Source organism: Thiomicrospira sp. (genome assembly GCF_036568485.1).
Taxonomy (GTDB): domain Bacteria; phylum Pseudomonadota; class Gammaproteobacteria; order Thiomicrospirales; family Thiomicrospiraceae; genus Thiomicrospira.
The window spans coordinates 1-20,882 of sequence record NZ_DATCSL010000047.1 but is presented as its reverse complement, the minus strand read 5'-3'; the positions used below and the strand labels follow the sequence as shown (position 1 = coordinate 20,882).

Annotated in this window: 29 protein-coding genes and 1 tRNA gene; 22 read left to right on the top strand and 8 right to left on the bottom strand. The window is 42.0% G+C overall.

Features of this window, described 5'->3' with window-relative positions:
• The first annotated feature begins 30 nt into the window (after window positions 1-30).
• Together VIM91_RS04550 and VIM91_RS04545 are read left to right on the top strand one after the other, a co-directional pair.
• A complete protein-coding gene (locus VIM91_RS04550; RefSeq protein ID WP_331863631.1) occupies window positions 31-1,452 on the top strand; it encodes an integrating conjugative element protein in 1,422 nt (473 codons plus the stop codon).
• A 4-nt stretch (window positions 1,453-1,456) separates the two neighbouring features.
• Window positions 1,457-3,022 (top strand): conjugal transfer protein TraG N-terminal domain-containing protein, encoded by a 1,566-nt coding sequence (locus tag VIM91_RS04545; RefSeq protein ID WP_331863630.1) that lies wholly within the window; start codon window positions 1,457-1,459, stop codon window positions 3,020-3,022.
• 215 nt (window positions 3,023-3,237) lie between these two features.
• On the opposite strand, the gene VIM91_RS04540 is transcribed toward VIM91_RS04545, so the two are convergent.
• Window positions 3,238-3,441, bottom strand: a complete 204-nt coding sequence (locus VIM91_RS04540; protein ID WP_331863629.1) for a hypothetical protein — start codon at window positions 3,439-3,441, stop codon at window positions 3,238-3,240.
• A gap of 250 nt (window positions 3,442-3,691) precedes the next feature.
• Here VIM91_RS04540 and VIM91_RS04535 point away from each other — a divergent pair, with 250 nt between their 5' ends.
• A complete protein-coding gene (locus VIM91_RS04535) occupies window positions 3,692-4,255 on the top strand; it encodes a hypothetical protein (protein ID WP_331863628.1) in 564 nt (187 codons plus the stop codon).
• Entirely contained in the window at window positions 4,248-5,240 is a 993-nt protein-coding gene (locus tag VIM91_RS04530) for a hypothetical protein (RefSeq protein ID WP_331863627.1), read from the top strand. The genes VIM91_RS04535 and VIM91_RS04530 overlap by 8 nt, the downstream gene beginning before the upstream one ends.
• Before the next feature lie 133 nt (window positions 5,241-5,373).
• Here VIM91_RS04530 and VIM91_RS04525 read toward each other — a convergent pair whose 3' ends face one another.
• Entirely contained in the window at window positions 5,374-6,072 is a 699-nt protein-coding gene (locus VIM91_RS04525) for a hypothetical protein (protein ID WP_331863626.1), read from the bottom strand.
• 219 nt (window positions 6,073-6,291) lie between these two features.
• On the opposite strand from VIM91_RS04525, the gene VIM91_RS04520 reads away from it, so the two are divergent.
• The 4 genes from VIM91_RS04520 (at window position 6,292) to VIM91_RS04505 (ending at window position 8,323) form a co-directional block, all read left to right on the top strand.
• A complete protein-coding gene (locus tag VIM91_RS04520) occupies window positions 6,292-6,609 on the top strand; it encodes a hypothetical protein (RefSeq protein ID WP_331863625.1) in 318 nt (105 codons plus the stop codon).
• A gap of 313 nt (window positions 6,610-6,922) precedes the next feature.
• The gene (locus tag VIM91_RS04515) at window positions 6,923-7,120 is read left to right on the top strand and encodes a hypothetical protein (RefSeq protein ID WP_331863624.1); all 198 of its coding nucleotides are present in this window, start codon (window positions 6,923-6,925) and stop codon (window positions 7,118-7,120) included.
• 58 nt (window positions 7,121-7,178) lie between these two features.
• Window positions 7,179-7,751 carry a recombinase family protein gene (locus VIM91_RS04510; protein WP_331863623.1) on the top strand — a complete coding sequence of 191 codons (573 nt, stop codon included), beginning with the start codon at window positions 7,179-7,181 and terminating at the stop codon, window positions 7,749-7,751.
• Between the two features lie 2 nt (window positions 7,752-7,753).
• Entirely contained in the window at window positions 7,754-8,323 is a 570-nt protein-coding gene (locus VIM91_RS04505) for a hypothetical protein (protein ID WP_331863622.1), read from the top strand.
• A 229-nt stretch (window positions 8,324-8,552) separates the two neighbouring features.
• On the opposite strand, the gene VIM91_RS04500 is transcribed toward VIM91_RS04505, so the two are convergent.
• The 3 genes from VIM91_RS04500 to VIM91_RS04490 form a co-directional block, all read right to left on the bottom strand.
• Window positions 8,553-8,825, bottom strand: coding sequence for a hypothetical protein (locus tag VIM91_RS04500; RefSeq protein ID WP_331863621.1), 273 nt, complete (start codon window positions 8,823-8,825; stop codon window positions 8,553-8,555).
• Window positions 8,826-8,892: 67 nt separating this feature from the next.
• The gene (locus VIM91_RS04495) at window positions 8,893-9,354 is read right to left on the bottom strand and encodes a hypothetical protein (protein WP_331863620.1); all 462 of its coding nucleotides are present in this window, start codon (window positions 9,352-9,354) and stop codon (window positions 8,893-8,895) included.
• A gap of 299 nt (window positions 9,355-9,653) precedes the next feature.
• Window positions 9,654-9,944 (bottom strand): hypothetical protein, encoded by a 291-nt coding sequence (locus tag VIM91_RS04490; RefSeq protein WP_331863619.1) that lies wholly within the window; start codon window positions 9,942-9,944, stop codon window positions 9,654-9,656.
• A gap of 312 nt (window positions 9,945-10,256) precedes the next feature.
• On the opposite strand from VIM91_RS04490, the gene VIM91_RS04485 reads away from it, so the two are divergent.
• From VIM91_RS04485 to VIM91_RS04475, 3 genes are all read left to right on the top strand, one after another.
• On the top strand, window positions 10,257-10,442 hold the full coding sequence (locus VIM91_RS04485) for a hypothetical protein (RefSeq protein ID WP_331863618.1): 186 nt from the start codon (window positions 10,257-10,259) through the stop codon (window positions 10,440-10,442).
• 178 nt (window positions 10,443-10,620) lie between these two features.
• On the top strand, window positions 10,621-10,872 hold the full coding sequence (locus VIM91_RS04480; RefSeq protein WP_331863617.1) for a hypothetical protein: 252 nt from the start codon (window positions 10,621-10,623) through the stop codon (window positions 10,870-10,872).
• 147 nt (window positions 10,873-11,019) lie between these two features.
• Window positions 11,020-11,157: a hypothetical protein gene (locus VIM91_RS04475; protein ID WP_331863616.1), complete on the top strand. Its 138-nt coding sequence runs from the start codon at window positions 11,020-11,022 to the stop codon at window positions 11,155-11,157.
• A 27-nt stretch (window positions 11,158-11,184) separates the two neighbouring features.
• Here VIM91_RS04475 and VIM91_RS04470 read toward each other — a convergent pair whose 3' ends face one another.
• Window positions 11,185-11,604: a hypothetical protein gene (locus VIM91_RS04470; RefSeq protein WP_331863615.1), complete on the bottom strand. Its 420-nt coding sequence runs from the start codon at window positions 11,602-11,604 to the stop codon at window positions 11,185-11,187.
• A 2-nt stretch (window positions 11,605-11,606) separates the two neighbouring features.
• Window positions 11,607-12,038 carry a translesion error-prone DNA polymerase V autoproteolytic subunit gene (locus tag VIM91_RS04465; RefSeq protein ID WP_331863614.1) on the bottom strand — a complete coding sequence of 144 codons (432 nt, stop codon included), beginning with the start codon at window positions 12,036-12,038 and terminating at the stop codon, window positions 11,607-11,609.
• Between the two features lie 136 nt (window positions 12,039-12,174).
• Here VIM91_RS04465 and VIM91_RS04460 point away from each other — a divergent pair, with 136 nt between their 5' ends.
• From VIM91_RS04460 to VIM91_RS04410, 11 genes are all read left to right on the top strand, one after another.
• Window positions 12,175-14,049, top strand: coding sequence for a DNA cytosine methyltransferase (locus tag VIM91_RS04460; RefSeq protein ID WP_331863613.1), 1,875 nt, complete (start codon window positions 12,175-12,177; stop codon window positions 14,047-14,049).
• Window positions 14,039-14,389 carry a hypothetical protein gene (locus tag VIM91_RS04455; RefSeq protein WP_331863612.1) on the top strand — a complete coding sequence of 117 codons (351 nt, stop codon included), beginning with the start codon at window positions 14,039-14,041 and terminating at the stop codon, window positions 14,387-14,389. Before VIM91_RS04460 ends, VIM91_RS04455 begins: the two co-directional genes overlap by 11 nt.
• 20 nt (window positions 14,390-14,409) lie before the next feature.
• Window positions 14,410-14,883: a hypothetical protein gene (locus VIM91_RS04450; RefSeq protein ID WP_331863611.1), complete on the top strand. Its 474-nt coding sequence runs from the start codon at window positions 14,410-14,412 to the stop codon at window positions 14,881-14,883.
• A gap of 26 nt (window positions 14,884-14,909) precedes the next feature.
• The gene (locus VIM91_RS04445) at window positions 14,910-15,110 is read left to right on the top strand and encodes a hypothetical protein (RefSeq protein ID WP_331863610.1); all 201 of its coding nucleotides are present in this window, start codon (window positions 14,910-14,912) and stop codon (window positions 15,108-15,110) included.
• 229 nt (window positions 15,111-15,339) lie between these two features.
• Entirely contained in the window at window positions 15,340-16,119 is a 780-nt protein-coding gene (locus VIM91_RS04440; protein ID WP_331863609.1) for a DNA adenine methylase, read from the top strand.
• Window positions 16,120-16,264: 145 nt separating this feature from the next.
• Window positions 16,265-16,600: a hypothetical protein gene (locus VIM91_RS04435; RefSeq protein WP_331863608.1), complete on the top strand. Its 336-nt coding sequence runs from the start codon at window positions 16,265-16,267 to the stop codon at window positions 16,598-16,600.
• Entirely contained in the window at window positions 16,593-16,979 is a 387-nt protein-coding gene (locus VIM91_RS04430; protein ID WP_331863607.1) for a hypothetical protein, read from the top strand. The genes VIM91_RS04435 and VIM91_RS04430 overlap by 8 nt, the downstream gene beginning before the upstream one ends.
• On the top strand, window positions 16,960-17,238 hold the full coding sequence (locus VIM91_RS04425) for a DUF5710 domain-containing protein (RefSeq protein WP_331863606.1): 279 nt from the start codon (window positions 16,960-16,962) through the stop codon (window positions 17,236-17,238). Before VIM91_RS04430 ends, VIM91_RS04425 begins: the two co-directional genes overlap by 20 nt.
• Window positions 17,235-17,414 carry a hypothetical protein gene (locus VIM91_RS04420; RefSeq protein WP_331863605.1) on the top strand — a complete coding sequence of 60 codons (180 nt, stop codon included), beginning with the start codon at window positions 17,235-17,237 and terminating at the stop codon, window positions 17,412-17,414. Before VIM91_RS04425 ends, VIM91_RS04420 begins: the two co-directional genes overlap by 4 nt.
• 10 nt (window positions 17,415-17,424) lie before the next feature.
• Complete coding sequence (gene mobH / locus VIM91_RS04415) at window positions 17,425-19,407, top strand: MobH family relaxase (RefSeq protein WP_331863604.1); 1,983 nt, start codon at window positions 17,425-17,427, stop codon at window positions 19,405-19,407.
• Between the two features lie 82 nt (window positions 19,408-19,489).
• Window positions 19,490-20,422 (top strand): site-specific integrase, encoded by a 933-nt coding sequence (locus VIM91_RS04410; RefSeq protein WP_331863603.1) that lies wholly within the window; start codon window positions 19,490-19,492, stop codon window positions 20,420-20,422.
• A 320-nt stretch (window positions 20,423-20,742) separates the two neighbouring features.
• Here VIM91_RS04410 and VIM91_RS04405 read toward each other — a convergent pair.
• Window positions 20,743-20,819, bottom strand: a tRNA-Met gene (locus tag VIM91_RS04405).
• Window positions 20,820-20,882: the final 63 nt, after the last annotated feature.

The window sequence follows — 20,882 nt, the reverse complement described above, 5'->3', positions numbered from 1 at the left end:
TGATGTTCTCAAAACAGTGAGGGCATCAATATGAAGTTTAGAAACCACGTCTTAGTCACCGCAATCATCTTGGCTGTTTACCAGCCAGCTATGGCTCAAACCGTTGTCGTAGATAAAATCAGCTCCAGTGAAACCAACATGGATCATATGGCGGGTGAAAGAGAATCTAGACTTTATTACAAAATGGGCGGTGCTCGCCCAGTATCAGAACCACCGTCCCAAGCGGCCGAAATTAAACTTGGTGGGTCAGCTGTAATTGGGCCGGGCTATTCATGCGGCAAATTTGATCCGGTCAACAGCTTGCAAAACTTTTTCAACAACTTAGAAAAAGGACTGGATAACGCTGTAAAAACCATTGAAAACGCAGCTACATCTGCCATTGCTGCCCTTCCAATGATGGCGGTTCAACGCAACTCTCCTGGACTATATGAAATGCTCCAAAACAACATTTTTCGTGCAGAAGAAAAATGGCGTTTTTCAGCGATGAGCTGTCAAGAAATGGAGCGTCGTATCGCACAAGGGCAAAACCCTTATAAGGCGTATATGGAGTATTCACAAGGCGAATCACTTCAAGAAGAAGCCATGTCAAACCCTGATGCCGTAACCGCAATGGATAATGTTGCACAAGGTGGCGGTGATAGTGGGTTTTATATGCCGGTGCCAGACAAGGGTATCGTAAAAGCTGGCGGCAAAAACCAAGAGCCAATAAAACCGGTTACTTCAACAACGATCGCTGGCTACAACATGCTTATGGGTTCATCGGATATCACCAGTACTTCTAAACCTTTAGATATGCAAACCGAATACGAAACGCAAGGCCAAATGGCTCGCCACTTTTCAACCCCAACTGAAATGGCGGACTGGGTGAGTACGGTTGTTGGCGAAGATGAAGTTTATACAACCAATTCTCCAAAATCACCTCCGCAAACAAAGGCGGCCACTGGCTTAGTAGTCAAAGCAAGTCACACACAAGACAGTATTAAGACCATTCTTTATGAAGCACGTAGAGTGGATGATAAATCTTCTCAAGAAGACTTACTACGTAAGCTACCTAGCACCGGATCAGTCAACATAACACCAGATTTGATGAAAAGAATACGTAGTCATGGGCCAGGTGTTGAAGGCATGTTACTTCATAATCTCGCTGGTGAAATGGCACTGGCAAGTGAGATTGAAAAAGCCTTAGTAGCAAGGCGCGCCCTAATGGTCGGCTTGAGTGAGCGTAATATTGCATCGGCATCGCCCGTTAGAGAAGAAGTTGAGCGAAAGATTGCTCGATTAGAAAAAGATATTGATCAAGCTATGTTTGAGTATCGACTTCGTAAAGAGCTTGTAAGCGACCTGGCTACAACTATCTATGAAGAAGACGTTGAAGGCGTCCGCCAAACCATTAAAGAAAAACGCTCTGAACTCCCTGAATTAAGAAACGTCAAATCAAAAAATGAGGACTAATTAGATGTATTCAGAAAGTTTACTCGAAATTGGCCTCACTTCTATTGGCTGGATGTTCTACGGCAAAATAATACTATTTATAACGACTTTAAACCTACACCTGTTACCGTTTGTATTTATGATGATGCGTAACTGGTGGGAGACTTCAAGATCTCAGGATGCCGGTTATGCGACTGTTACGGAAGTCAAAAGAACGACCAGTGACTTTCTTGTGATGGCCATTGTTGTTTTGTTGTTTTGGTATCCAAGCAGTAAGACAACATTTAATCCGAATCAATATATTAATAACACGCCCGAATCAACGATTCAGAGCATTACACCAAACAATACAAGTTCAATTGAAGTACCACCTGGTTGGTGGTTAATTATGTTTGGTTCCAAAGCGGCCGTAACGCAAATTATTGAGTGGTTTCCCTTTGATGCGAGGGCTCAAACAACCTTACACGCCATGAACACCATGCGTATAGAAGATCCTGATTTACAGTTTCAAGTGGATGCTTTTGCATCCTATTGTTACTACCCTACCCTAAAAAAATGGCAGTACGAAACAAAAACACCGATACCTAAACCTGCTTCAGACAGTATAACGGACAGACCACAATTCATTGGTAACAGTATGTTTTTGGAAACTAAAGGCTATTACAAGCAATGCCATCAAACGGATACCGACTCTGGCGGTTGTTATGGTACAGCTGAAAGCATGCCGGTTGAAGTTGCTCAAAGGTACAGCATACAAAGCAAACACCTAATGCCTGCCGACGATGGATATCCGGCATACTATGCAACGGTCACACCCTCTTGTTACACATGGTGGACAGGCAATGAAGATAACTACTATGACATATCTGGCATACCAAGCGATTATGTACCTTTGCGTAAAGCCCTCGTTGAGGAAGCTAAAAATCACTTTTTGAAATTTCCAAACTCACATAACAATTTGAATATGGGAACAGAAGATGAAAATCAACTCATTATCCAATTGCTTTCCAATGATCAACCCAGTCTCTCTGGACAATCAAAAGATTGGGATGAGATGGGCTTTTGGGATTTATTAAAAAATGGTGCGATGTATGTGATTGGTGTAATCGGTGGCTCAATTATGGCCTGGTTGTTGAGTATCGCGATTGACATTCTAAAACCGCTTTTATTTATGCTTCAAGGCTTAGCGATATTTGGGGTAATTATGTCGATGTCAATCACGATGGTATTCGGCGGTTTTCGGCCAGATGTGGTTTTTAAGCATGGTGCTTTTTTGATTACTATTTTATTCCTGCCATTATGGTGGCATGCTGCTGACTTCTTAAATGAAGTGCTACTAAGGATGCTTTATCCTCAATATGAAAACGGTGTCGTCGCCGCTGTTACCAGTGAGGGAATCGTAGCGGTAATCTACTTTATATTTCTATTGCTTGCGTATCTGTCTTTACCTGTCTACTTTGTCAAGTTTATGGGGCAAGCTGGAGCTGAAGCGGCTGATGTGGCTGGGGATGCTATGAGTCTTGCGACTGATGCTTCAAAAAAAGGTAGTGGTGCCGGTAGCCGTTTTTTGAAAGGTGGGCTTAGAAAGTAATAAAATCAGGTAAGCCCCAAGGGGTTTACCTTTCATTATTTATTCTTGAGCGTCTATTATAGACAGCTAAGAATGCGGGTTTTAATACATACAGAAATAAAGCTTTGATCATTTTAAACAGTGCGACTGTGCCAATTACAGCGGCAGAAAAAGCTATATTTATAGGATTGAATAAATTCATCTTCTATTCTCTATAATTTAAAGGTTTTAATCTATTAATATCTAAATCCATCATCGTCGTAGTCAGGGTCAATACCTGCGCGCATTGGATCGTAAGATGGTTTATCGTCATTACCAAAAAAAACTTCTATTAAACCATTCCATACGAATTTAAGCACCACTAGAACCAATCCAAACAATGCCAATACAAGCCATTTGCTGGCTTTCAACATGCTGTCTTTATTAAATACTGCGCTCATCTTCGTACCCTCAATTTTCGCTCTTGTTGGTTTCTATTATAGTCCCCTATCAAGCCGTGTCAACAATATTTTTTATATTTTTTCTTTAAAAACAATCACTTAAACTGTTTCAAACATATGGAACTGTTTCAACTTAGGCGCTTAAAGAGCATCAAGTTTGTCTCAAATCCTTATTTATCATTTTATTGTTACTTAGTTAATTTTACTATAGCATGGCGTAAATCACGATTATATTGATGGAAAAGTTTTAATGTCTGAAAATATTCAACTTCATAGTGAAATCAAATTTAGAAGTGCGAGAAATCAGATAAAACAGATTAAATACCTGTCTATCTATACTGATGACTTGCTGGAAAATGGCCATATTCTTGAAGCAAAGTATTTTGTTGATCAGCTGGTTGAATTAAAGCCCAGTCATCCTAAAGCACTAACACTTGCTTATAAAATAGCTGTAAATATGAATGATCACACTAGAGTGAAGGAATGTGATGAAAAACTCATAAGGTTAAAAAAAGTTCCTATTGAAAATGTTATTAGTTTGCAGATTGAGTTCTACGTAAAAAACAATCTCGAGTCCACTCTATATAAATTGTGCAAAGAATATTTATATAGAGCTAGAAAACTAGAAGATACAACTTATGCAAAACTGGTCTCTTTTGCTCAAGAGAGAAAGAATTTTTTTATATTGTTTAATACTCTTAATCACTTAAGAAAAAGTAACCTTCAAGGAAGGTTTGTCTTTAATAATGAACAAGCAATGAAAAAAATACTCATAATCGGGCTCTTAAAATTTTTGAGGGACATTTATGAATGATTATCTTGTTGCCATGCTTTTAGATGATGGTGGAGCTATTTATTCTGAAACTATTGTTTATGGTGATGTTGAAGTCAGACCGGCAAGTTCAGATATCGCTGGAGAATCTGACTTAATAAAAAAATCGGCGGAAAAAAATCAGCTTGTTTTAAGTACAAAATTTAACTCTCGTGTCTGTTGTATCGTGAATACAGTTGGAATAGATGAAGCTGTAGAACTAGCAATTGTAAAATTTGAGAAAGTCTTGGATTTACTATCCAGCAACTTCGTAATTAGTAAGGTTACTTTAGCCAATTGTGGTTTTATCAAAAATCTTAATACAGGTGTTTATACCTATTTAGAATCTGAAAAAGAGCCATTTTCTAATATGTTTGTAACTCCACAAGTGACAGATCCTGTCACATTACAAAACAATTACCTAATGCAGCAAGATAACGAACTGAGTAAAAGCTATTTCAACTCTCTTCACTGGGGTCGTAATGCGTCCAAGGAAAATAATCTTCAGTTGAAGATACTTTTTAAATGGTTTGCATTAGAAGCACTTTTTAAGAAAAATGATAACGATAACGTTGCAGATACGATGAGATGGTTTTTAGGTTTTCCGAATGGTAATCAAGCTCAGATTGTTAAATCAACTGCATTAGTTCTTCAACAGGATAGTCGTTATCGTAAATGGCGAGGCTGGATAAGCGAAGCATTGAAGGATATCAGAGAGTTCCGAAATAATTCAACCCATTCAGGGTTTAGATACTTTGACTATGAGTACAGCATGTTAAAAACGTATGATCTTTTAATGACACTAGGCCTTAGTCGTTGCCAAAGTGCAGTGAGATATTCTATTCTTCAGCGAATTGAAACCGTCGACGAATTTAAAGAATATATAGGAATTATTTTCGAACAGGTAGCAGATGCTAATGATATTCTCAACAACATTCTATTTTCAATAGAAAACCACGTTGATAACAAGGCCAATATCAAGCATTGATGGCAAAATTGTTTTGATATTTTGCGTCTGAGTTAAGCGTTAAAGCTCTTCCATTCAGAACAACTTAAGTTGCCTAGCTCAACTAGACAACTTAGCCCGCGAAACAGACCGTCTTAATTGCCCTGCCGTTTGTTTAATTAAATCCCCACTCAACACCAATAGACGTCGTTGGGCCTAGATATGATACGGCCTTGAGTTTTGGTGTAAATTGATAACTGGCATAAAATGGCCCCATTCTAGTATCGTCATGACTATGTCCAATCCCCGGATCCAATAAGGCAAACCCGAGCATCAATTTTGGAATATCCGCATGGGTTACGTGAGCGCCAAAATCAAATGGGATACCGGTCAATAACCGATTGAAGTCACTACCCTGGGTATCAATATCTACATAGGCAAGGCGAACACCAATATTGCCTGATATAGCCACTTTAACTTTACTGTCTACTGACTCGAAAACTGGCTGCCAAGCACCAATACCTGCACCAATACTATAATGAGTTAAATTAATATCAGGCTGTTGCATGCCGCTGGGTAAATCCCACTTAACTTTGCCCGAGCCATAAATGCCCTGCCCCCAGAAATGAACTTGATTTGAAAAATCACCAAAATACTGTCCCCAGCCTAAATCCTCTGATGGCACATAAGCGCGCGCAAAAAAACCATCTGTGGTATCTGCCGAATAATGCATTACTTCGACGCCATTCTTTTTGAATTGACCGAAGTTCTCAATTGAAGGTGGGCTGTATTCTTGAGCCTCTTGAGCAAAAGATCCACTCGCTAGAAGAGTGGCTGTAACACCTAAAGCTGTAGCAATAGTTTTGATTTTCATGACTTACCCTTATATTTATGGATGATGAAATAACACTCATGCGCATCATACCCAATGCCTGATTCTCAGGTCTGTTTTAGAAAAAATGAATTTTGGTTTTTGTAATTTGATTAAATCGCAGCTCTACCTTGAAACAAAAATCATGGTATTTTACTGATGACATTTCTAATATAAAAGCCTGTAAAATAATTATTTGATAAGAACTTAGGGGGTAAGCTCATGAGCGAAGTTAATTTAACTGATGAAAAGATAGAATTCATAAAAGAAATTCTTGTTGGTGGGTTCGGGTTGAGCCTCGATGAGGCCCAGTCCGTTATTCATGACTGTAGTGAAGCAGAGCCTAGCCATCAAATGAGTTGCATTTTTCATAAGGCACAATCAAAGCTTTCAGAATGGCGGAGCGATTTTGTCCGCACTCAAATTCAAGAGTACCTAGAGAAGAAAACGCAGCAAGAACGTGAAGCGTATATCGAATCACTTAGGGTGTTGGACTCCAAAAATCCTGACGATGACAATGATCCAGGGTCAAGAATTTAAGTCTCAAATACGTATGGATTTGAGACTATATTAACTTGAAAGAATTTCTGTTGCTATTTAAGAACTACCAAGTATCATAACTCAGTATCAATATTAAGAAATCAATAAGTTCGATGCTTGTGAGTATTGAGACTTCAGGAGTAAGTCATGAATGATTTTAATGTTTTCGATTTTTTAGAGTTGATACTTCCACCATTTCTGGTGATGTGTGCATCAATTGCTTTGTCTTTGTACCTGGTAATAAATTATTATCACAAGGTACATAGTGGACTGGGTGCATTGATATTTTAAAATTATCGAACAGGAGATTGGGATGAATAAGGATAAAGCAATGAAAACTCAAACGGCTCTTGGTCGAATAATGCAATGGAAAAAGACAGCGGACAATAAGATCCAAGATTTTTTAGGCAACCAACGTTTTGGAGAGATCATTGAGCGCCTTGTCTATATTCCCATTGTGTTCACTATTTTTCTTTTGCTTTTCTTCTTATACCTAGTGATCTTTGTCTAATGAATGATAGTCGCCATGAATCAAATAGGTTTAACCCTAACCCCAGTAAACTGTAAAAATGAAAATCGGCTACGCACGCGTATCAACACTTCATCAAGACCTTACTCTTCAGCTTGATGCCCTCAAAGTGGCTGGATGTGAAGTCATCTATGAAGAAACCGGATCAGGTGCAAAGTATGATCGCCCGGAACTTGCAAATGCGCTCAAAGCATTGCGTCCAGGTGATCAACTTGTCGTTTGGAAGCTTGATCGACTTAGCCGGTCAATCAAAGACTTGATATCTATCATCAACGACCTAGATGCCAGAGAGGTCGAGTTCACATCGATCACTGACAACATCGAAACGAGCACCCCTTCCGGGAAGCTCATGTTTCATATTTTTGGTGCATTAGCAGAGTTCGAGCGCAACTTGATTAGAGAGCGAACGACTGCCGGTTTAAAGGCCGCTAGAGCGCGAGGCAAACTGGGCGGTCGCAAAAAAAAGCTTACCAAGCATCAAGTTGAAATGGCGAAAACTTTACTTGATAAGCCTGATAACACATTGAGTGTTCAAGAAGTGGCCAAACAGTTTAATGTATCAAGAGCAACCCTATTCAGAGAGCTTTCACTGCTAAAGTCGCACGGAGATTAATATTGACTAAAGGTATCGGACAAATTTCGGAAGTTAAGCAATGGAGGCCTTTTCAATATCAGGGCGAGACGTATCATTTAGATCACCTAGACGCCCACTTTGTGGAGTATAAGTTTGACTTAGATGACCCGCAGAGACATTACGAGGTTATCGTGACCTATAGTTTCCACTGTTTTGCAAAAGATTGTGACCACTATTCTGATGATCAAAGACAGGATCTAATGTATCAAGCTCCTAAAGAATCCAGGCCATTTCATTTTGAAAGGTATGAATACTCAAAAAACCTACGTGAAATCATTGAAAGGCTGCACGTGAGCGATGATGTTATCGTTGGTTATGCCGGATATGATAACTACGCTGTTTTTACTTACGAATCTGAATCTGGTGTGCAACAGCAATACAAAATTGCCTTCAATGTGTTTAGAGAGCACAAGAAGTTGAGGATGCACATAACCAGTGCCTATCGAAACGAAAACCCAGTGGATCCCAAAAAAGTGAAGGTCAACTTTGAAGCAATTCTCAAAAGCGTGAGGTTAAACAAAGAGCGGCCAAAACCGAGAGGCTATAAATAACAAAGCCCGCTTAAGCGGGCTTCGCTCAAAACTTAAAAGCTTTGAGTATTCCGAACATCTTTACCGGCTAGGCCAGACCAACTTACGTTGGTAATGGGATGTCATATCGAAATATGTCGGCAACATCCTTGGTTAGGTAAATATTACGGATCCTACTAACGTTAGTCAACAAATATTTATAACAATTTGCTAACGTTAGTAAGTTACTAACGTTACTACGCTTAGTAAGTTAGCTCGAAAAACTATTGCCCCAAATCCCAATTAAGTTAATCACTGTAAACGTTAATTGAAGCATTAACAGGTATGGCAATTTAGAGATATGCGCAAACGCGGCTAATGCTATCGAGCTGATCAACCAAACAGGAAAAGCAATAGCCGCATACTCAGCTGGATTGATGGCCATAAGCAACGCGCCAATGATCCCACACCCTGCCCCAACAAATTCCAATAACCGATGACTGGAAATCTGCCCCAAACTTAAAACCTTAACGATCCTGCTCACTTTTTAATCGCCCCTACAAACATCCAAATAAAATCAGTACATTCTCAATCTGACACAACCTAATGGGCTATGACTTATCCACAGAATTTGTGGATGAAATAAACGAAGGAATTCGATGCCACTTTGGGATACGAATAACTTTTGAAAAGTTTACTTGGTGTCCCCACGAAGTTGGCCGCATGTATTTTTGCGCTGCATCAATATCGGCTTGTTCGCTTACCGCAACATCAATCCTGAACTCTTCTTTTTTCCCGAGAAGCTCTCCATAAAATTGAACCAATACCGCTACCTGGCATTCGACCTGCTCTGCTATGACTCGTTCATCATGGGATATGTAGCGCACGGGCTTAAATGGATCTATAGAAAACTGTTTAATCTCAATTTCAGGATCACAAGGCATAAAAGTGTCGTAGACCAACTCATTGATAGCACTCTTGAGTGCTTCAAAGCTTTTGTAAAGATGTTGGGCACGCGACACATCAACTTCACGATCCAAGCCAGCACAATAAATTCTCATCACTTTCAGCATCTTTAGCTCCTTTGTTTTAGACACCAAAAGCGATTTAAACATGCACCAGGCCTGGCGATACGAATTACAAAAAACCAGCTGCGATTTTTGTAATGGCCATAAGGGATAAAAGCTAAGGGTTGCCGGTCGAGGGCGACCGTCTTAAATGGAGTGGATAAAAAGGGATTGGCTCAAGGGAAGGGAATTTACGGGAGGGGCGGCCTAGGGGCTAGGCCTTATCCGTAAGGGCCTGCCCCACCAATGTGGGCAGCTAAGGGCTACCGGCACCCGCCGCCAAAGGCGGACGGGTTAAGGGCGGCTCAGACTTCAACTGGCTTTGCAGCACCCGCTTGAATAACAGATTTTATTGAGCTCTTAATTTGGAGCTTAGAATATATTGCTTCAAGATTAGCGCTTTCGACCTTTAACGCCTCTGCCTCAGCATTTTTTTCACCAAACACCAAGTCCTTTGTTTTATATGTCTTCCACCACGCGGTATTAACATGATCATACTTTTCCCAGCCATTTTCTTTTAATGCGGCATTAATCTCTTTTCTTGAGCTTTCTTTACTTAGTTCCAGTGTTAATAATAGATAAACTTCAGTTCTCATTTGTATCTCCTATTTAGTTGTATTAAAAACCACCAGATAGGTGGCCAGTATTAATATGGGGTCAAATACGTAATTTTCAATACCAATATCAAAAACTTGCCCCAATCTCCAAAATAAATAATAATCAACGATGAAATATGTGTCGTTCCATGCTGAACGAGCCCTTTCCGAGTTCGCTCGGAACCCTTAGCCGGTCTTTGACTGCAATTACCGGCCCCCGAGTTTACTCGGCGCAGTCACGATTATATTCAACCCAACCGGGAACAACGTTTCCCGGCTGGGATTCGGCGTTCCCATTTTTAGGAGAGCGCTATGACAATCAACTTGGAAGCCCTTAAGGAAGACTTGAGGAAACTCGGGGTGGTTTTGATTGGCGGTGGTTTAATAGCCATTTTGTTAAACACACCACCTATTGCGATGTATGAAGCACTATACTCAATTGGAGTTGGCGCAATTTTGTATATCACTGGTTTAGTCAATAAAGGAGAATCAGAATGACAGCAACATTTTGGGCAATAACCTTTGTAGCTGTGTTTTTTCTGGGGCTTTATGCAATTGCATTGTGGCAACAAAAAAAACGCCATAAATAGTTTTTAATCAAACCCTACAGGGGATGTACTATCTCCTGTAGGAGCTGGTGCATCCCTTTTTTTGTTTTTAAATTAGGAGATACACCATGAAACCAACTTACTTTTATCAAATTTTCTGGCACAAAGGCTCTGATACTTTTTTAGGTAAATACCTAAATTGGTATGTCAGTAACTCGCTGGCCGTTTTTTCAAAGCAAGATGTTATTGAAGTTTTGAAGAATTTTTTCGCCGACGAAGTGGATTATATTTTGACCATGGATAACTTTAAAGTTGTCAATTTTGGCGGAACTACAAGCATCACTAACCTATCAACTCATGAGCGTGAATTGATAGCCTAAGAATGTGTAAATGAAGGAGGCCAAAAATGACACCAACAGAAATTATGCAAATTATGACCATGGGTATTGCACTCATAATTGGTTGCGGTGCCCTTGCAATTGCCTTGTATCACCAATACAAGAACAATCGCAAGGCTCATCAATGAAATGGAAAGTTTATTATTTCAAGCAGCGCTCGTTCTATCGGGTGCAACTGGTATTTTTTCTTGGGCCGTTTATCTCTCTTTAAAGAATAAGAAGCGTGCAAAAAAAGAAAAAGAAGTCAAAGAAGCATTTTCATGCTAAACAAAAGGCTCCCTACTGGAGCCTTTTTTATCCCTTGTAAACCGTCCTATAAAAAGGACGTCGACCGGCTATCCAGAGTTTGATAACAATTTTCCGACCACTTCTCCAACTGAAGTGGTCGCCATCAGTAAAATATAATGTCAGACTATTATGTGATTTAATTTGAGTGTCACAGCTTTCTGGGCCGGGAGAGGCAATTTCTGACAATTTCGCGAAAGGCCAATAACCTTTTTTATAATAAAGCTCCCAATGCTCCAAAATAATCGGTTCCTTGTTTAGGTTGCGAATAGAGATTTGGTTGCCTTCATTATGATCTGAAGTGAAATTGCTTCTCGTATTTACTCTGAACCGGTTGCCCCAAAACTCATAGATTTTAATTCCAGCCAACATTGACGATAACACTGCGCCCCATAAAGCCAGTATTTGAGTCGATATAAAATTTTCCACCCCTACCTCCCCAAACTTCTAAGAACACCTGTCACAACACCCCAAATAAACAGCTCGCTGCCCTCTTTTATCAGTATTGGCTCAAACTTTTCATTTTCAGGTACCAACCATGTGCCAGTTGATTTTATGGATAAACGCTTAACAGTCAGATCGCCATCAACTACGGCTATGACGACATCTTTATCTCTTGGTTCAAGGTTTCGATCGACGACAAGGGTATCTTTATCGAAAATCCCCGCGTTCTTCATTGATTCACCCTGAACACGAACCAAAAACGATGTGGTTGGGCTTTTTATGAATTGCTCATTTAGATCAATCATACCGTCAATGTAATCTTCAGCCGGTGAAGGAAAACCTGCCACAACTTTATGTGAGTACATTGGTATGGCCACCTTGGTAGCTGGCTCATTTTCATAAATCTCTGTTGCTTTCATTTTGAATCCCACGAATACATGAATCCATATTTTAACTGGATTGAATTACAAAAAATGGTTTTGAGTTTTTGTAATTGGGGTCTGCAATTTAGTTGTTTGGCAAACTAGGTTCAGGTTTTAAAAAAAGGACTTCCAGGTGTTGGTACAAATCATAAACCACTTCCACTTATTTTGCGGTCTTGGCGGTGGAGCCAAAGGCTTCAATCGCGGTACCGCTCGTGTTGGCCAAGCTACTGCAAGATATAAATGTTTAGGCGGCGTAGACTCTGATTCGGCGGGTATCGCCGATTTTGAACAGCTTTCAGGTGTGAAAGGTACTGTGCTTGATATGTTCGACCGTGACCAGTATATCGCGTGGCACGGATGTGAACCGCCGGAAGACTGGCGAGAAGCCACGCCAGATGATTTGCGTCGTGCGGCAGGCGGTGAACGTCCACATATTATCTTCACCTCCCCACCCTGCAAAGGATTTTCAGGCCTGCTTTCTGAAAGCAAAAGCATCACAGATAAGTACCAGGCATTAAACCGTTTAACGGTTCGTGGTATTTGGCTGGCGCTTGAGGCCTGGTCGGATGATCCACCCGAGTTTTTTCTATTGGAAAATGTGCCGCGTATCGGTTCACGCGGTCGCGCCCTGCTCGACCAAATTCAGCAGCTTCTTGAGCGTTACGGTTATGCCGTCGCCGAAACCGCACATGATTGCGGTGAGTTGGCAGGCCTGGCGCAAAGTCGTAAACGCTTCTTTTTGGTTGCTCGTCATCAAGAGAAAGTACCGCCCTTCTTGTATCAACCTGAAACCAAATCTCTCAAGCCAGTTGGTGAAGTATTAGGATTAATGCCTTTGCCTGGTGATCCATTGGCCGGGCCAATGCACCGCGTCCCCTCGCTTGAGTGGAAAACATGGGTGCGTCTTGCGTTTGTTGAAGCTGGCAAGGATTGGCGTTCACTGCAAAATTTAAATGTTGAAAATGGGGTGCTGACTGATTTTGCCATTGTGCCAGATGCTGAATACCAAAACACCGTTCTTGGTGTGCGTCGTTGGGATGAGTCAATGGGCGTTGTTGCCGGTCGTTCGGGTGTATCTAACGGCTCATACAGCGTGGCCGATCCACGTTGGACAGGTAATCACTCATTCGGACAAATGGGTGTTAAACAGTGGCAGCAATCAATGGGGACGGTTAGTGGTCAATCAGCCGTTGGTGGTGGTGCTTATGCGGTTCAAGATATTCGATTTAGTGGTGAGCGCCATAAAAACGTATATCGAGTTGTTGAGTTGAGTGATCCTTCACCAACCGTTACAGGTGGAACTGGGCCAACTGCCGGAGGAATATCCGTTGCCGACCCAAGAATGCCGGGAAGTAACAAAAATCGCCATGCGGGATTCTACCGTGTAATCGACTTTAATGGTCAAGCGCATACAGTTACCGGCGCAAAGCACGTTGCCGGTACCGCAATGTCGGTTGCTGATCCTCGGCCAAACTTTGCCCAAAAGAACGGTTCGCGTGAACACTACCAAACCGCTGGTCACTATGGTGTTGTGGGTTGGAATGACAAAACCGGAGCCGTACCAGGTAAGGCCAAATTAGATCGTGGCCACTGGTCACTCGCCGACCCGCGAATAAATGCTGTTCAATCTAACAATGAGTTTATCGCCTTGCCAAAGGAAAAGGATCGCGGTGTTTTCATTATTGAAGCACTGGATGGTACCTGGCACCGACCATTTACCACGCTGGAGCTTGCGGCAATCCAAAGCCTAATTGATCCAGAAGAATATTTGGAGTTGCACGGAAAATCGGATTCGGCCTGGCGTGAGCGTATTGGTAATGCCGTGCCCCCGGATGCCGCCGAAGCGATTGCCGGTGTTATGGCTCAAACGCTTTTATTGGCCTGGGCAGGCGAAACATTTGTGCTCTCTTCACTCCCAATTTGGGTTCAGCCCTTTGCTACTGCGTTATCTGTTGATGTTCAACAAAATAAAAACTTAATTGGAGGTTTATGTCATGGAGTTTAAAGAGTCAAAGTGTATCGGTTGTGGCTGCACAGATAGTCGCGCTTGTATTGAGCCTGGAAGCGGTCACCCTTGTTCATGGTTAAGGGTTGATCGTCAGTCTGGTTCGGGTGTGTATTCATGCTGTAAAAAGCATGTTGAGCGCTGGGACGAAGGCAAGCGCACTTCTGGTAAACCTAAAGCTGGAATCCTCATCCCTCAAGATAATCGTCGCGGAGTATTTGATCCGAAAGGTGACTTAGAATTAAGTCAGTCTATTGCCGATATCGTATCGTCGCTTCGTTCGGATCAAGTGAAACAAAACTGTGCGACGCGCAAAGTCAACAAGCTCGATATTGATTAAAGAAAAAATGGAGTAAAACCATGTTTAAAGTCATTCACTGTTTCGATTATTTCGCTGAAGAAGACACAACTTTCACAGTGCCTTTTGAGGCTTCAGAGTTTTCAGGGGTCTTTTCCAGTTTCAATGCTATTCGACCAAGATTTAGTCGTGATGCGCAACTTAGAGAGTTTGACTTAGTTTTTAATTTTCAACGCTTGGACGGTTTTCGAGAAGTAGTGCTACAGAATCGTGAAACCGAAGATTTGGGGACGCTGCATTTCGCACAAGTGGAAGGTATCTTGGACTTTGTCGGCGAGGATGCCAAAACCAAGGAGTTCAATCAAGAATATCGCCTGCGTTACGATGTCGTAACCCTGTCTGAAGAAGCTGCCGAGCTGGCGAATGACACCTTTTCGTTCTCAGGTGGCTTTGCTTTTGATGCTATGCGAAAAATGAAAATGATTAAGGTGGTCGATGCCGAATATTTCAATGCGGTATTCGGTGGTTCGCAGTAACAGGCCTAGAGCCGAAAGGAATTGAAATGCGTAGACTGCTTTTTTATATCCAAGTTGCAAGAGCTTTTGCGTCAAGATTCGGGTGGTTATGGGTTTTTGAGAACATTGACATAGTAAAAATTGAAGCCGGTGTATTCATAAATGATTGGGAGCATGACCTAAGTGACCTGTCATTTGATACCGCTAATAGCTTTGTTGGCGATGCACTATCTTACTGGAACGATTAACTGGTCTCGTGGCCGTAGCTAATCAATCACTCAAACGGCAATTTGCCTATTACTTCTAAACAGGTACACCTGTTCGCTCAATCACTATCTATAAAGAAAAGGAGCGACCTCCAAGGTGCTCTAACACCCGGAAGTCGCCCAACCATGCTAACCACCAGCATAGTTGAGCCAAGGCTCCCCTGCTCGCGCGAGCGTGGGGATTGTACCATTTTATGTTTAGGAGCATTTTATGAAACATTATCCTGTAATCCCTTGGATTGGTGGAAAGCGGCGTTTGGCAAAATGGATATTGCCAAAATTTCCGGAACACGAATGCTATGTTGAAGCATTCGCCGGTGGAGGCGCTCTATTTTTTGCCAAAGATGAGGCAAAGGTTGAAGTGCTGAATGACTTCGATGGCGAATTGGTCAATATGTACCGGGTCATTCAGCATCATTTAGAGGAGTTTATCCGACAGTTCAAATGGAGTCTGAGTAGTCGACAGATATACGATTGGCTCAAAATGACGCACCCTGAAACCTTGACCGATATTCAGCGTGCAGCGCGGTTCTACTTTATCCAAAAAATGTCTTTTGGCGGCAAAGTGAAAGGCCGCACGTTTGGTACGGCCACAACGACCCCGCCAAGGTTTAACTTGTTAAGAATCGAAGAAGATTTAAGCCAGGCGCATTTGCGGTTGGCCAGAACCTACATTGAGCATTTATCATGGGAGAAAGTGTTTAAAAAATACGATCGACCGCACACCCTGCTCTACCTCGATCCACCCTATTGGCAAACAGAAGGGTACGCTTCAGATTTTGATTGGCATCATTACGAGCTAATGAGCGAAATGATGCGCTCTGCACAGGGTATGGTGGTTGTGAGTTTAAACGCACACCCGGATATCGTTAATCTCTTCGATGGTTTGCACATGGAAACCCGAAAACTTAACCATACCGTCGGTGGTGCAGGTGGCACACCTGCTGATGAGTTAATGATTTGGAATAATCATATTGAGACAAGGCTTTAAGAGTCACAGGAACCAACCCGCTTCGGCGGGTTTTTTTATGGCCCAAATTCCAAAAACGCCAATTTGTTTTTTGTAATCCCAACAAAAAATGATCGGTTTGAGACAATGACCACATCAAATATGACAGAGAGAATTAGAGCAAAGAATGGGACTAGAACTTAAAAATCAGGACTGCACCAAAGTTTATAACTTCGGGGGGCACATCAGCCGTGTGATTAAGCATTTAGACAATCTATATGAGTTTGGCCCAACTTGCGTATTTGCTTATGTATCAGATGTGGAAAGTAGTCGTGTTTTGTTTGATAAGGCGCTATCAAGTTTGACGATCGAAGAAATAAATCGAGGACTAGAGCGTATCGAAACTTTAAAAAACCGTAAACGTGTCAGCCCTTGGCCAACTGATTTTTCTCAAGCATGTATTGCCAGTGATGATGTGTGGTCAGAAATTAAAACCTATTACGAGCAAAACTATCATGATTGAACGAAACTCGCAGATTATTGACCAGATCATCAATGAATTATCAGTCCGCTTTAAAGGCGTACGTGAATACCTTGGGCATGAATATAACTTTGATGTCCTATCTCAGCACTTAAAGACGCTAGAAAGCGTAGAGTCAACTACCCCGCTTGCGCCGCTGTCGCTATCCACACATCTTTCGATTGCGTTAATTGAAACGGGTCTCTTTGAAATCCGAGTTTACAGTCGGACAAGCAAGGAAGCATGGAACCCTTTGGATGAATCGCTAGCGAGTTTCAAGGCTCGAAATATTGAGCATAAAGTGCAAGGTTATGTCGATGGCAAATCAACACCAGGCCTGGTTGAGGTAAAGGAATGGGTAGATGACTTCTTTTTGGGTTAATCCCCCCACCCCATATTGCCCAGTGAATGAAAAGGCTGAGCGCGTATATTTTGGCATTCGATTTAGTTTGTCTGAACAGGCTCAAGAGCTGGGCGCTAAGTGGGATATCCATGAACGAAAGTGGTATGTAGTATCAGCGCACCCCAACCTTGACCAGCTACTGCAATTAAGTGGGTATCACCCATATTATTTACCAGAACACTGCAATCCCCATGAGCATGGCTGTTGCGGATGTGCAAGCTTTAGGAGGCAGTCATGAGTTTTATCATGGTTTCGTACCGCTCATTACCGGTACCAATAAAGAAACTAATCAAAGAGGCTGATTTTGAGGCATTGAATACCGAGCTTGAAAAGGCTCGATATAGTGCCGCTGTTCGCCTAGCAGCGAAACACCATTATGAGCAACAAAACACTGGTAAAACAAATGATGAATAGGATCATATCTATGCTGGGTTTTGGAGCAAAGGCCCAAAGCCCAGCTATTATGAAAGGCAAGTTTTACATTCGCCAAAGCCCCGAACAATTGCTAGCACCCCACCAAGAGGAGTTGGTCGAAATCAAAGAGCTAACCGGCCTGGCAGATGAGCACTTCAACTTTCTGTATCTAAAGCCACTCCAGCGTTATGTAGAAGCCATCCAGCTTGTACCTGCATCAGAAAGCTATCATCACGCGAGCGTGGGCGGCATGCTCCAGCACATAATGGAAGTATTGGTCAATGCCCTAAGAATCCGGCGTGGCCACATTTTGCCACCAGGCGTTACACCAGAAGAGATTGAGCACCGCAAAGACTTGTGGACATACCTCGTATTTATCGCGGCCCTACTCCATGATGTCGGAAAAATAATTACCGATGTTTATTTGGAAGATGAAAAAGGTAAGTCATGGAATCTACTATCGTCTCACCCGCAGCCAGAGACATACCGAGTACGATTCAACTACAACCGCAAGCATAAGTTCCATGAAAAACTGGGCGCGATTGCCCTGCATAGAATTTTCACACCAAAACAAATTGAATGGGTGATGAGCAATGATGAAGAGGCTTGGTATGCTCTAAATCATTTTTTGATCGGTGATTATTCGAACGCGGGTGTTTTGCACGATATCGTTCAAAAAGCAGACCAAGCATCCGTTGTGGCCAACTTAGGCGGTGACATTAAAACAGCAACCGCCAACCCAGCACAACGTCCATTATCAGAACGGATTTTGCGTACTCTACAAAATCTTGTCTCCAAGGATGTCATATCAATCAACCGACCAGGTGCGTTTGGCTTCTATGCAGATGGTTGGGTCTATTTCGTGGTGTCCAGGACACTGGATACCGTGATTGAGAAAATGCGATCGGAGGGTCAATCCGTCCCCAACGACCGCAACCGGTTAATGGATGAATTGCAGCAGTTTGAAGTCATCGAGAAAACCGCCGCCGGTCGAGCCGTTTTCTCAACAAAAGTTAAGGTTGGTGAATGGGAACAAAACCTTAAGCTGCTTAAAGTATCAGCTTTAAAAGTATGGCCAAGTGATGATGGCCGCCCTGCATCAAGCTCAGATGTTCAAGTTGTCGAGCTGGATAATGATGGCGAAGCTGAGTCAGTAACCAAAGAAGCCAAAACGTCTGCTACCAGTGCAAAGCCTGAACCAGTACCCCAAAATACGCCTGTAACAAAGGCTACAGAAAAAGTTGTCCCCAAAAATACAAATGATGAACCTGAACCAGTTTCGGTTGAAGCAGACATCAAAGCAGAGTTTGATGAACTTGACGCTTTGATCAACTCACCTGGTGAGGCTGTCGAAAGTGACGACATTGATATGTCAGATTTCGATGATAGTTTGTACGATGATCTTGGTGCTACTTCTGAAGATATACCTGAAGAAATTGCGAAAGAACCGGAGGCTATACCGCAAGTTTCAGAAAAAGCAAAACCTGATACGCCAGAGCCAAAAGAATCGAGAGAATCCGTTATTCAAGAAGCCATGGAAGTTGCTAAATCTGCCATTCCGAACAGCGTGGCTCTTCACAATGAAGATGTTATGAGCTCAGCTGTATTGATTGAATTTGAAGACCCTGATTCACCTGGTGCGCATTTTGTAAAATGGCTAATCAATGGAATAAAGGATGCATCAATACCAATGAACAACCCTGGCAATCTCGTACACCTGGTAAGCGAAGGTTTGTTTATTGTCTCACCACGTATTTTTCGTCAGTTCGAGTCTGAAACGGGTCGCCCTTGGGCGCAATCTCAAAAAGAGCTGCAACGTAAAAAAATTAACTTAAAAACCCAACGTGGTGAAAACATTTTTGAATACGAAATAATTTCAAAATCTGGTCGCAATTCAACTAAAAAAATCAAAGGAATGTTGATACCTAATCCGAAAGTTAAGCTCGGCATATCTGTAAGTGAACAAAATACATACATGAGGCAAACATCTTGATTTAGCCCATTGACAGGCGTACTCTTTCGCTGTGTAGTTCCATAGCCTTCATTTAACTAATCAATAATATGTAGGATTATCTATGGTAACTAACAATAATAATACAGATCATCACCTTGAAAATGCGATACGCAATCAACTTATCAAACTGGTACAAGACGACGGCAAAGTTCGCATGAAATGGGACAGCGCCGTCATTAGATACCGGCAAGAAACTAAAAATAAAGATGCGGTCAATGAGGAATCCCTTTTCAAAATTGTCCAACCATTTTTAGGGCAAATCTACCTAGACGAAATCAATCGTCATCACATCAACACAATCATACAGGCACGGCTTGACGAGGGTGTAAGTAACACCACAGTCAATCGATTGCTCCAAAAAATCCGGGCGGTATTAAGGAAAGCTCAGCGCGAATGGGAAGTCAGATGTGAGCCGCCTTATATTAAGATGCTCAAAGAACCAAGAGTCCGGATACGCTGGCTTACTCGCCGGGAATCTTATCGACTCTTAGCCGCCCTCCCACCGCATTTAAAAGATATGGTTGTATTTTCACTTGAAACAGGATTGCGAGAATCAAATGTCACCCTGCTCCGTTGGGATCAAGTTGATATCAATCAACAAGTGATCTTTATAGAGGGTGAGGACATCCTAAAGGGTGAAAAGCCATTTGTTGTGCCTTTATCTAACAAAGCGATGACTGTTTTGTCGCGACAAAAAGGAAAGCACTCAGAACGGGTATTCACTTACAAAGGCAAGCCAGTTCGACGTGCGAATGGAAAAGCATTTAGAAAAGCGTTAGAGCGTGCAGAAATTGAAGATTTTCGTTGGCACGATCTTAGACATACCTGGGCAACCTGGCATGTTCAACGAGGAACGCCTCTGGAGATCCTACAAGAGCTTGGCGGATGGACAGATTATAAAATGGTTAAGCGGTACGCACATTATAGCCACGAGCACTTACATCGCTACGTGAGTGATAAATATTTTAATGAAGCAGATAAAAGATTTGGATGAGTATCACCAGTAACAATACTAACCATGGGCTAGACTTTTTATTTGGCCTTGGGTATGATTGGTGCTCATGGGCGGTTACACACGCTGTTGTGTGATCCCCAGAAAGAGAAAAGCCGGCAAGGGCGAATTTGATTTGGACGTCAATTCCCTTAACCGGCTTTGGAGGACGAACGATCCGGAAAGATCGTTTGCTCTGGAACCTTGTTTTGAATTCTTATTTTATTGATGTTGCTGTCCAATTGCAAACTAAAAACATCAATAAATTAACATTCTTTTCAAGAACTACAACTTATCGTATAAGTTTGAAAGTCCCGTAAATTTGGTAGCGGGGGCAGGATTTGAACCTACGACCTTCGGGTTATGAGCCCGACGAGCTACCAAGCTGCTCCACCCCGCGTTAATTGATGTGCGTATTATACTGGCTGAGACTCAGATTACAAGCCTTTATTTGGTTTATTTA